Origin of the sequence: Streptomyces sp. NPDC050856 (genome assembly GCF_040653855.1) — a bacterium.
Lineage (GTDB): Bacteria > Actinomycetota > Actinomycetes > Streptomycetales > Streptomycetaceae > Streptomyces.
The window spans coordinates 1-11,837 of record NZ_JBFAGV010000056.1 but is presented as its reverse complement, the minus strand read 5'-3'; the positions used below and the strand labels follow the sequence as shown (position 1 = coordinate 11,837).

Sequence of the window (11,837 nt, the reverse complement as noted above, 5' to 3'; positions counted from 1 at the left end):
AAGCACACCAAGGAGCTGCTGCGGGCGGTCCCCAACCGGGGCCTGGGCTACGGCGCCCTGCGTCACCTCCGCGGCGAACTGCGAGAACTGCCCGAACCGCAGGTCGGTTTCAACTACCTCGGCCAGTTCGACACGTCGGCCGGTGAGGGCGGCGTCTTCAGCACCTCGGACCTCGATCCCGGCGGCGAGTACGCCCCGGAGGACGAGCGGGCGCATCTGCTGGACGTGGTCGGCCGGGTGGTGGACGGGCGGCTGGTCTTCGACTGGGCGTACTCGACCGCCGTGCACGACGAGGGCACCATCGCGGGCCTGGCCGAACGGTTCGTCGCGGAGCTGACGGAACTGATCGCGCACTGTGTCGCGGAGGGTGCCGGCGGGGTCACGCCGTCGGACTTCCCGCTCGCCTCGCTCACCCAGACCGAGGTGGACCTGCTGGCCGGGGACGGGCGGGACGTGGAGGACATCCACCCGCTCACCCCCATGCAGCAGGGCATGCTCTTCCACACCCTGCTGGAACCCGGCTCCTCCTCCTACTTCGAACAGACCCTGCTGGTCCTCGACGGAGTCACGGACATCCACGCTCTCGCCCGCGCCTGGCAGAGCGTCGTGGACGCCACACCCGTGCTGCGTACGACGATGGCCTGGCAGGGCATCGGCCAGCCGGTGCAGATCGTCCGGCGCCACGCCGTCCTCCCGGTCACGGTGGGGGACTGGAGCGGGTTGTCGGTGGAGGAGCAGGGGGCGGCGCTGGCGGAGTTCGCGGCGGCCGACGAGCGGCGGGGCATCGACCTGACGGCGGCGCCGCTGTCCCGGGTGGCGCTGTTCCGGCTCTCGCCGACGCGGGTGCAGGTGGTGTGGACCTTCCACCACATCCTGCTGGACGGCTGGAGCCTGCCCCTGGTGATGGCGGACCTGTTCACCGCCTACCGGGGCGGCGCGCTGCCGGCCCGTCCGGCCTTCCGGGACTACCACGCCTGGCTGGCCCGGCAGGACACCCAGGCCGCGCACGAATACTGGCGCGAGGTCCTGGCCGGCTATGACACACCCGTCCCCCTGCCCTACGACCGCGCCCCCGACGACGTCCGCGCCGCGCGGGCCACCGAGCGACAGGAACTCGACCTTCCGGCCGGGTTGTCGGACGCGGTGCTCGACTTCGCCAAGCGGCACCGCCTCACCGTCAACACGGTCGTCCAGGGTGCCTGGGCGCTGCTGCTGTCGGCGTACTCCGGCCGCACCGACCTGGTCTTCGGAGCGACGACCTCGGGCCGGCCGGCCGACCTGCCGGACGTCGAGTCGGCCATCGGCATCTTCATCAACACCCTGCCGGTGCGCATCCGCGTCGACCCGAAGCAGAACGTCGCCGAGTGGCTCCAGGACATCCAGCTCCGGCAGACCGAGTCCCGGCGTCACGACTACCTCTCCCTGGCCCGCGTCCAGGCGGAGGCCGGGCTCCCGGCGGACACCACTCTCTTCGACAGCCTGGTCGTCTTCGAGAACTACCCCGTCGACGAGGACAGCGCCCGGACCCACGGCCTGACCGTGGAGGCCGTCACCGCCAACGAGGCCACCAACTACCCGCTGACGCTCAGCGCCTACTCCGGCGACCGGGTCCGCGTGGTCCTCGGCTACGAGCCGAAGCACTTCGACGAGCCGACCGTCCGCGGTCTGCTGGACCACCTCGGCGACATCCTCCGGGCGATGACCGACGGGGCCGGGAGGCCGCTCGGCCGGATGCCGGCCAGGCGCGACCCCGCCCTGGCGGCGTTCCAGGACGGCGGCGGCGTCGAGGTGCCCGACAGCACGGTCCCGGAGCTCTTCGCCGCGCAGGCGGCCCGGCGGCCCGAGGCGGTCGCCGTCGTCGGCGACGGGGAGCCGCTCACGTACGCCGAACTCGACGCCGAGGCGGACCGGCTGGCCCGCCGGCTGCGCGAGCGGGGCGTCGGCCCCGAGTCCCGGGTGCTGCTGCTGATGCCGCGCTCCCCGCGGGTGGTCGTGGCGATGCTGGCGGTGCTGAAGGCGGGCGCGGCGTACGTTCCCGTGCACGCGGCCTTTCCGGCGGACCGGGTGGCCTGGCTGCTGGAGGACACCGCCGCCGCGGCGGTCGTCGCCGACACCTCGATGCTCGACCGGCTCGCCGAGCCCCGGGTGCCGGTGATCACGTACGACGCGACGGGCGACGCCGCCCCGGACGACGCCGGAGCCGCGCTGCCGCGGGTACCGGCCGGCTCGGCCGCGTACGTGATGTACACGTCCGGCTCCACCGGGACCCCCAAGGGTGTCACCGTCAGCCACCGCAGCATCGTGGCGCTGGCCCGGGACCGGCGCTGGCGGGGCGCGCACGAACGGGTGCTCTTCCACTCGCCGCACGCCTTCGACGCCGCCACCTACGAGGTCTGGGCCCCGCTGCTCGCGGGCGGTGCCGTCGCGGTCGCCCCGGCCGGGGACCTGACGGCCGGGACCATCCGCCGCCACACGGCGGAGCACGGCGTCACCGCGATGTTCCTGACGACCGCGCTGTTCAACCTGTTCGCCCAGCAGGACCCGGGGTGCTTCGGCGGACTGCGCGAGGTGTGGACGGGCGGTGAGGCGGCACAGCCCGCGGCCTTCGTCCGGGTCGCCGAGGCGTGCCCGGACACCACCGTCGTGCACGTCTACGGCCCCACCGAGACGACCACCTTCGCCACCTGCGCCCCGATCACCCCCGACGAGGCCCGGGCGGCCGTGACGCCCATCGGACGGCCGATGGACAACACCCGCGCCTATGTCCTGGACGCGCTGCTGCGGCCGGTTCCGGCCGGGGTGGCGGGCGAGCTGTACCTCGCGGGCGACGGACTGGCCCGTGGCTACGAGAACCGGCCCGCGCTGACCGCCGAGCGGTTCGTCGCCGACCCGTTCACCGCAGGCGGACGCCTCTACCGCACCGGTGACGTGGTGCGCTGGAACACCGACGGGCGGATCGAGTTCATCGGCCGTGCCGACGGACAGGTCAAGATCCGTGGCTTCCGCATCGAGCTCGGCGAGATCGAGAACGCGCTCGCCGACTGCCCCGGTGTCGCCCGCGCCGCCGTGGCCGTCGTGGACTCGCCGTCCGGGGCCAAGCAACTGGTCGGCCACCTCCTGCCGGAGGATCCGCGAGCGGAGCCCGACCAGGAGGCCGTACGGGCCAAGCTCGCCGGAATGCTCCCGGCGTACATGGTGCCGACGGTGCTGCTGCCCATCGACGCGCTGCCGCTGACACCGAACGGCAAGGTGGACCGCCGGGCGCTGCCCGCACCCGACTGGTCCCGGCTCTCCGAGGAACGCTACGAGGCCCCGGAGACCGTCACCGAGGAGGTGCTCGCCGACGTCTGGGCCGGGATTCTCGGCCTCGAACGGGTCGGGGTCCACGACAACTTCTTCGACATCGGGGGTGACTCGGTCCGCAGCATCCAGGTCGTCGGCGCCGTGGAGAACGCCCTCGGGGTGCGCATGCCGACCCGGTCGCTGTTCGCACACCAGACGCTGCGGGCCTTCGCGGAGGCCGTCGAGGAAGCCGTCCTCGCGGAGATCGAGGACGAGGACTGACCATGACCCCCCTGCCGCACCATCGCACGCACCACTCGTACCAGCGCCGGAGGACAGCGCGATGACCCTGGACCGCAAGGAACGGCTGAAGCAGGAGATGCTGCGCCGACTGGCGGCGCAGCAGACCCGCAAGGACCGCAACAGGATCGCCCGCGTCCCCCGGGACGGCGAGCTGCCCCTGTCCTACGCCCAGCAGCGGCTGTGGTTCCTCGACCGGCTGGAACCGGGGAGGGCGGACTACAACTCCGGTGTCTGCCTGGAGCTGCGCGGCGACCTCGACCCCGGGGCGTTGCGCCGCGCCTGCGCCGCGCTCGTCGGCCGGCACGAGGCGCTGCGCACCACCTTCCACGAGAAGGACGGCCAGGGGGTGCAGCGGGTGCGGCCACCGGTGGAGGCCGAGGAGGCGCTGCTCTTCGAGTACACCGAGGCGCACGGCGAGGAGGCCCTGGCCGAGACGCTGGGCGAGCGCCACGGCCGGCCCTTCGACCTGGCCACCGGGCCGCTGCTGCGCGTCCACCTGGTGCGGGCCGGTGAGCGACGGCACGTGCTGTTGATGACGATGCACCACATCGTCACCGACGGCTGGTCGATGGGTGTGCTGCGCTCCGAGCTCGACCTGCTCTACCGCGCCGCGCTGGAGCGGCCCGCCGCGCCCGTCGCGGAGCTGCCCGCCGCCGCCGGCCTGGCCGAGCCGGCCGTGCAGTACGCGGACTACGCGGTGTGGCAGCGCGAACGGCTGAGCGGCGAGCGCTACGAGCGGTCACTGGAGCACTGGCGGACCAAGCTGGCCGGGGCCGAACCACTGGCCCTGCCCACCGACCGGCCGCGGCCGCCGGTGCGCGGCACCGGCGGTGGCTCGCACCTCTTCCGCGTCCCGAAGGCCACCGCCGACGCCCTGCGGCAGGCCGCCGCCGAGCAGGACGCCAACCTGTTCATGGTGCTGGTCGCGGGAGCGCGCCTGGTGCTGTCCCGCTGGACCCGTTCGGACGACGTGGTCCTCGGCACGGTCGTGGCCGGCCGGGACGACCCGCAACTGCGCGACACGATCGGCTTCTTCGTCAACACCGTCGCGCTGCGCGGGCAGGTGGACGAGCGGCAGACCTTCGGGCAGCTGCTCGCCGGCGTCAAGGACGGCGTGCTCACCGACCTGGACCACGCCGAAGTGCCCTTCGACGCCGTCGTGGACGCCGTACTGGACGAGCGCGACACCTCCGTGCCGCCACTGGTGCAGGCCACGGTGGTCCTGCAGAACCTGGACAGCGGGCAGCGGACCGGCCTCGGTGGGCTGGAGGTCGGCCCCTACCCGCTGCGGCACGAGCACGCCGTCTTCGACCTGACCTTCGAGTTCCAGGAGACCGCCGACGGCCTGGACGCCCAGATCGAGTACGCCACCGAGCTGTTCGACGCGGGCACGATCGAACTGCTCGCCCGCGACCTGTGCGCGGCGCTGGGCGCGGCGGCCGACCCCCGGCCGCTGCGGGACATCGAACCCCTCGGCGCCGACGGCCGCGCGCGGGCACTCGACGCCGGCCGGGGCGCGGCGGGCCCGGCGCCGCGCACCCTCGGCGAACTCCTCGCCGCCCGGGCCGCGCGGCGCCCCTCGGACATCGCGGTCGTCTCCGCCTCGGAGCGGCTGACCTTCGCCCAACTGACCGACCGGGCCGCCCGTTTCGCCGCGTACCTGCTGCGGCGCGGGCTGCGCCGCGGCGACTTCGTGGGCGTGTGCCTGGAGCGGGGCGCCGACCAGGTGTCCGCGCTGCTCGGCATCATGCAGGCGGGCGGGGTCTATCTGCCGCTGGACCCCGGCTATCCGGCGGAGCGTCTCGCCCATGTCCTGGACGACTCGGGGGTGCGGACGGTCATCACCGACACCACCCTCGCCGGGGTGCTTCCGGACACGGCCGGGCGGATCCTGCTCGACCAGGTGCGCGACGAAGTCCTGGCGTGCGAACCAGCGCCGCACCTCGCCACGGCCGGGGACGCCGCGTACATGATCTACACCTCCGGTTCCACCGGGCGCCCCAAGGGCGTGCTGGTCGGTCACCACGGCATCGCGGCGCTGGCCGCGGCGCAGGGCGCCCGCATGGACGTGGGCCCGGGGACGCGGATGCTGCAGTTCGCCTCGCCCGCCTTCGACGCGGCGATCGCCGAACTGACCGTGGCACTGCTGAACGGCGCCACGGCCGTGGTGCTTCCGAGGGAACAACTGCGCGGGGAGGGACTCGTCCGGGCGCTCGACGCGTACGGCGTCACCCATGTGACGCTGCCGCCCGCGCTGCTGCCCAGCCTCGCCCCGGAGGACCTGCGTCCGCTGAAGGCGCTGCTGGTGGCCGGTGAGGCGACCTCCGGCGAGCTGGTCGCGGAGTTCTCCGCGGGACGCCGGATGTTCAACGCCTACGGGCCCACCGAGTCCACCGTGTGCGCCACCATGAGCGCCCCGCTGTCCGGCGGTGCCACACCGCCGATCGGCACCGCGATCGAGGGCACCCGGGTGTACGTCCTGGACCGCTGGCTGCGGCCGGTGGGTCCCGGTGTGCCCGGCGAGCTGTACATCGCGGGCGACGGCCTGGCGCACGGCTACTGGCGGCGGGCCGCCCTGACCGCGGAGCGGTTCGTCGCCGACCCCTTCGGCCCGGCGGGCGCGCGCATGTACCGCAGCGGTGACGTGGTGCGCCGGCGCGCCGACGGCCAGCTGGAATTCCTGGGCCGTTCGGACAGCCAGGTGAAGATCCGCGGCCACCGCGTCGAGCCCGGCGAGATCGAGGGCACCCTGCTGCGGCTGCCCGGGGTGGCGCAGGCCGTCGTCGACGTGCAGGGCCGCGGCGCCGACCGCAGGCTCGTCGCGTACGCGGTGCCGGCCGCGCCCGGCGCGGTGACCGTGGAGCGCCTGCGCGAGGAGCTGGCCGCGGTCCTGCCGGAGTACCTGGTGCCGGCCGCCTTCTGTCTGCTCGACGCGGTTCCGCTGACCGGCAACGGCAAGGTGGACCGCAAGGCGCTGCCCGCCGTCGACTGGGCGGACCAGTCGGGCGTGGGGCACGTGGCCCCGTCCACCCCCACCGAGACCGTGCTCGCCGGGATCTGGGCCGAGCTGCTCGGCCTGGACAACCCGGGCGTGCACGACAACTTCTTCCGGGTCGGCGGGGACTCCGTCGGCAGTGTCCGGATGCTGTCCCGGGCCGCCGACGTGCTCGGGGTGCGGCTGCCGCCGCGCAGCGTCTTCGACCGGCCGACGATCGCCGGGCTCGCCGCGCTGCTGGACGCCGCCGCGGCCGCCCAGGCCCCGGACGCCGACCGGATCACGCCCGCCCCGCGCGACGAGCCGCTGCCGCTGTCGTTCACCCAGCGCCGCCTGTGGTTCCTGGACGACTTCGAACCGGGCGGCTCCGAGTACAACTCGGGCGGCGCGCTCGGACTCACCGGCCCGCTGGACCGGACGGCGCTGCAGGCGGCCGTGGACGCCCTGGTGCACCGGCACGAGTCGCTGCGCACCGTCTTCGTCTCGCGGGACGGCACCCCGGCGCAGGTGGTGCGCCCGCCCGCGCCCGTACCGCTGCCCTTCACCGACCTGGCCGGCCGGTCCCGGGCGGAGCTCGACGCGCGGCTCGCCGCCGAGGTCCAGCGGCCCTTCGCGCTGGACGAGGGCCCGCTGCTGCGGCTGCTGCTGGTCGGGCTCGGCCCCGAGGAGCACGTGCTGCTCATGAGCATCCACCACATCGTCACCGACGCCTGGTCGATGTCCGTGATCACGCGGGAGCTCGGCGCCCTGTACGCGGCGGCGCTGTCCCACCCGGACACACCCGCCGGGGAGCTTCCCGCCCGCGCCGGGCTGGCCGAACTGACCCTCCGGTACGTCGACTTCGCCGTGTGGCAGAACCGCAGGGAGTCCTCGGCCCACTTCCAGGAGTCCCTGGAGCACTGGACGCGGCGGCTGGCCGGGGCGCAGCCGCTGGAGCTGCCCACCGACCGCCCGCGCCCCACCGTGCGCGGCACCGCCGGCGCGGTGCACGACTTCGCGGTCCCCTCCGAGGTCCTGGACGGACTGCACCGGCTCGGCCGGGCGCACGGCGCCACGCTGTTCATGACGCTCACCGCCGCGGTCCAGCTCCTGCTGTCCCGGTGGACCGGGCAGGACGACATCACCGTCGGCACGGTCACCTCCGGCCGGGAACGCGCCGAGCTGGAGAACATCGTCGGGTTCTTCGTCAACACCCTGGCGCTGCGTGGACGCGTCGACGAGTCGGCGACCGTCGCCGAGCTGCTGGCCGACGTCCGCGAGACCGTGCTCGACGCCTTCGAGCACGCCGACGTGCCCTTCGACCGGGTGGTGGAGGCGGTGGCGCCCGAGCGCGACCCGTCGCGGCCCACGCTGGTGCAGGCGGTCGTGGCGCTTCAGAACGCGCCGGGCGAGGCCCCGCGCCTGGACGGCCTGGCCATCACCGAGCACCCGCTGGTCCGTGAGCACTCCCTGTTCGACCTCAGCCTGGACTTCGGAGAGGTGGACGGCCGGCTGCTGGGCGCGCTGGAGTACAACACCGACCTGTTCGACCCCGGGACGGCCGTCCGCTTCGCCGACCAGCTCGTGCTGCTGCTGCGGCTGCTGGCCGAGGACGACGGCCGTGTCCTGCGCGAGCTCGTCCCGCTGTCCGACGCCACCCGCGGCGAGCTGCTGACCGCCGCGTCCGGGCCCCCTCTCGATGCGGGACACGGCCATGCCCTGCGCGGCCTGGCCGAGGCCGCCGCCGCGCACCCGGAGCGGCCCGCGCTGACCGCCGGGGACGTGACGCTGTCCTTCGGCGAACTCGACGCCCGCGTCAACCGGCTGGCCCGCCGGCTCGTCGCCGCCGGCGCCGGCCCCGGCGACCGGGTCGCCCTGGTACTGCCGCGTACGGCGGACGCGGTGACCGCCGTGTTCGCGGTGCTGCGGGCGGGCGCCGCCTACGTGCCCGTGGACCCCTCCTACCCGGACGACCGGATCCGCTCGATCGTCGGCCAGGCCCGCCCGCACAGCGTGCTCACCGTCGAGGCCAGCGCGGCCGCGCTGCGCGAGCTGTTCGGCCCCGGCGTGGTCGTGACGTCCCTGGACGGGGGCGCCGCCGACGCGCTGGCGGAGGAGGACGGCTCGCCGCTGGACGACACCGGCCGCACCCGGCCGCTCACCGACGCCCATCCCGCCTACGTGATGTACACGTCCGGCTCCACCGGCACCCCCAAGGGCGTCGTGATCAGCCACGGCAACCTGCGGGCCATGATCGAGGGTTACCGCGCGGTCGTGCTCGACGCGCTGCCGGACCCGGGGACGCCGCGCCGCGCCGCGCACATCGCCGCCTTCTCGTTCGACGCGTCCTGGGACCCGCTGGTGTGGCTGCTCCACGGCCACCATCTGCACGTGGTGGACGAGCGGACCCGGCTGGACGCCGAGGAGCTGTGCCGCACCCTGCACGAGTGGCGCGTCGACTACTTCGACGCGACCCCGTCGTACCTCACCCAGCTCGTCGCGGCCGGACTGCTCGACGAGGGCCGCCACCGCCCGCAGGTGATCACCGTCGGCGCCGAGGCGCTCGACGAGGCCCTGCTCGCCCGGCTCCGCGCGGCCGGGGTGGCCACCGGGTACAACTTCTACGGCCCCACCGAGAACACCGTGAACAGCCTGTACTGGCCGATCCGGAACGGCGAGAAGCCGCTGATCGGCCGCCCCATGCCGGGCGGGCGCGCGTACGTCCTGGACGCTTCGCTGCGGCCGGTGCCCGTCGGGGTGCACGGCGAGCTGTACCTGGGAGGCGCGGGCCTGGCCCAGGGGTATGCCGGGCGGCCCGACCTGACGGCGGAACGGTTCGTCGCCGATCCCTTCGGCCCGGCCGGCGGCCGGCTCTACCGCACCGGAGACGTGGTGCGCTGGACCCCGGACCACGAGCTGGAGTTCATCGGCCGCGCGGACAACCAGGTGAAGATCCGCGGCTTCCGCGTCGAACTCGGCGAGATCGAGGCCGTCCTGGCGGCGGTGCCCGGGGTCCGGCACGCCGTCGCCGTCGTACGCGAGGACTCGCCCGGGGTCCGGCGCCTGGTCGCCTACGTGGTGGCCGAGGGCGTCACCGCCGGGGGGATCAGGGCGGCGGCCTCCGCGGCGCTGCCCGAGTACATGGTTCCCGCCGCCGTCGTGCTCCTCGACGAACTCCCCCTCAACGCCAACGGCAAACTGGACCGCGCGGCCCTGCCGCGGCCGTCCCACGACGCCCTCGCCGGCGCCGCCTACGTGGAGCCGCGCACCGAGACGGAGCGCCTGCTCGCCGGCATCTGGGCCGAACTGCTCGGCGTCGACCGCGTCGGTGTCGAGGACAACTTCTTCGAGCTCGGCGGCGACTCCATCCTCAGCATCCAGGTGGTGTCCCGGGCCCGCAAGGCCGGTCTCGACCTGACCTCGAAGGACGTGTTCGTACGCCAGACCGTGGCCGGACTCGCGGCCGGGCTCGGCGCGGGCGCGGAATCGCCGTCGGCCGGTGCCCGCGAGGTGGCGGCCGAGCAGGGCGCGGTGACGGGGCGGGTCCCGCTCACCCCGGTGCAGCGCTGGTTCCTGGACAGCCACCCGAAGGCGCCCGAGCACTTCGACATGACGCTGCTGGTCGAACTCGACGAGGCCGTGGACCTGGCCCTGCTGCCCCGGGCCGTGGCGGCCGTCGTGGAACAGCACGACATGCTCAGGCTGCGCGTCACGCGCGAGGACGGCGAGTGGCGGCAGCGGATCGCGCCGCACGACGACGCGTCGCGCGTCTGGGGGACCGTCGACACCTCCGCTTTGAGCGACGACGCCCTCGACGCGGCGATCCGTGAGCGGGCGCACCGCGCCCGGCCCGCCGGGCGGCTGGCGGCCGGCCCGCTGTTCGAGGCCGTCGCCTTCGACAGCGGGGCCGCCCGCCCCGCCCGGCTGCTGCTGGGCGCGCACCACCTGGTGGTCGACGGGGTGACCTGGCGGGTGCTCCTGGAGGACCTCGCCGCCGCCTACGAGCAGCTCGCCGCCGGGAAGCTCCCCGACCTCGGGGCCAAGTCCACCTCCTTCCCGCAGTGGGCGGACCGCCTGGTGCGGTTCACCCGCGACGGCGGCTTCGACGACGAGGCCGCCCACTGGGCCGGCGTCCTGGACGGCGCGCCGGTCGGGGTGCCGCTGGACCACCCGGGCGGGGACAACACCGTGGCCACGCAGGAGACGGTCGTGTCGGCCCTGTCCGAGGAGCAGACCCGTCTGCTGCTGCAGCGGGTGCCCGGGGTCTTCCGCAGCCGCATCAACGACGTGCTGCTGGCCGCGCTGGGGCGCACGCTCCAGCGGTGGACCGGATCGTCCCGGGTACTGGTGGAACTGGAGGGCCACGGCCGGGAGGAGCTGTTCGACGACGTCGATCTCTCCCGTACGGCCGGCTGGTTCACCACCGTCCACCCGGTCGCCCTCGACCTGCCCGGTGACGCGGACTGGCGCCGGACGGTCTCGGCCGTGAAGCGGCAACTGCGCCGGGTGCCCCGCAACGGCATCGGCTTCGGGGCCCTCGCCCACCTGGGCAGCGAGGAGCAGCGGGCCGGGCTGAGGGACCTGCCGATGGTGCCGGTCTCCTTCAACTACCTGGGGCAGTTCGGCGGCCAGGACGGCGGGGGCGGCTTCTACCGCCGCTTCCTGCCGAGCCCCGGCGGCGACCACGCGCCCGCCGAACTGCGCACCAACGTGCTGGACGTCACGGGCAGTGTGTCCGGGGACCGCATGGAGTTCTCCTGGACCTACTCGGCCGCGCTGCACCGGCGCGAGACCGTCGAACAGCTCGCGCGGGGCTTCACCGACGGCCTGCGCGAGATGGCCGAGGCCGCCGCACCGGGCAGATAGCCCGTCCGGCGAGCGGACCCCGTGGCGAGCCGACCCGCGGCGAGCACCCACCCCCGGCAAGCAGACCCCGCAGACAGCGGACGGGACACATGAAAGGAAGCACCCCATGACCAACCCCTTCGAGGACGAGAACGCCACCTACCTGGTCCTGGTCAACGAGGAGGGTCAGCACTCCCTGTGGCCGTCCTTCGCCGAGGTACCGGCCGGCTGGGAGACCGTCCTGGCCGAGACCTCGCGCGCCGAGGCCGTCGAGTACATCAACACCCACTGGACCGACATGCGGCCCAAGAGCCTGGTCGAGGCCATGGGAGCCTGAGCGGGCACCCGGGAATGGGGCGGGGCCCCGGTACGCAGCGATGCGGCGTCGACGGAGTCGAGCAGGTGAGCCATTTTTGTCTGCTTCCTCGCCGAT

General features: G+C 74.2%; 3 protein-coding genes. All 3 read left to right on the top strand.

What is annotated here, in order from left to right:
• On the top strand, positions 1-3,564 hold a 3,564-nt coding region (locus AB0H53_RS28725; RefSeq protein WP_362119466.1), incomplete at its 5' end, for an amino acid adenylation domain-containing protein.
• A gap of 61 nt (positions 3,565-3,625) precedes the next feature.
• The gene (locus tag AB0H53_RS28720) at positions 3,626-11,425 is read left to right on the top strand and encodes an amino acid adenylation domain-containing protein (protein WP_362119463.1); all 7,800 of its coding nucleotides are present in this window, start codon (positions 3,626-3,628) and stop codon (positions 11,423-11,425) included.
• A 106-nt stretch (positions 11,426-11,531) separates the two neighbouring features.
• Positions 11,532-11,741 carry an MbtH family protein gene (locus AB0H53_RS28715; RefSeq protein ID WP_362119461.1) on the top strand — a complete coding sequence of 70 codons (210 nt, stop codon included), beginning with the start codon at positions 11,532-11,534 and terminating at the stop codon, positions 11,739-11,741.
• Positions 11,742-11,837 lie beyond the last annotated feature (96 nt).